This window comes from Campylobacter concisus (assembly GCF_002914005.1).
In the GTDB taxonomy this organism is placed as follows: Bacteria; Campylobacterota; Campylobacteria; order Campylobacterales; family Campylobacteraceae; genus Campylobacter_A; species Campylobacter_A concisus_N.
Genome location: NZ_POZU01000053.1, coordinates 1 through 433 on the forward strand (window position 1 = coordinate 1; position 433 = coordinate 433).

The following is a 433-nucleotide window of genomic DNA, read 5'->3' on the forward strand; positions in this document are numbered from 1 at the left end:
GTTTAATGGCTTAATCAGAGAGCTTGCCGATGTCATTAGCTACTCGCAAAACGTTTTACGGCTAAAGGCTAAATTCCGCCCAAATTTAGGCCACAGCATAGCAGTAAATGGCGCATGCTTAAGTGTAACCAAACTATATGAAGATGGCTTTAGCGTGGAGCCAAGCGCAGAGAGCCGGGCAAAAGTCGCGGCTGAAAATTTAAGTGGCTTGGTGCATATCGAGCCAGCGATTAAGCTCGAGAGCGCGTAGATGGGCATCTGATGCCAGGACATATCGACTTTACCGGCGTGCTCTCGGCTATAAAAAAGCATGAAAACGGATTTGATTTCTACATCGACTCGCCACGTGCCCGATATTCACCAAGCCACTTAAATTTTCAACCGCCACATTTGCCCGCGATCCTCACGTTATGTGACATTTTCTCTAACTGAA

General features: G+C 46.9%; 1 pseudogene. It reads left to right on the forward strand.

The features are described 5' to 3' along the window. Positions 1 to 348: pseudogene (locus CYP54_RS05880) on the forward strand (riboflavin synthase); the annotation flags it as partial. Positions 349 to 433: the final 85 nt, after the last annotated feature.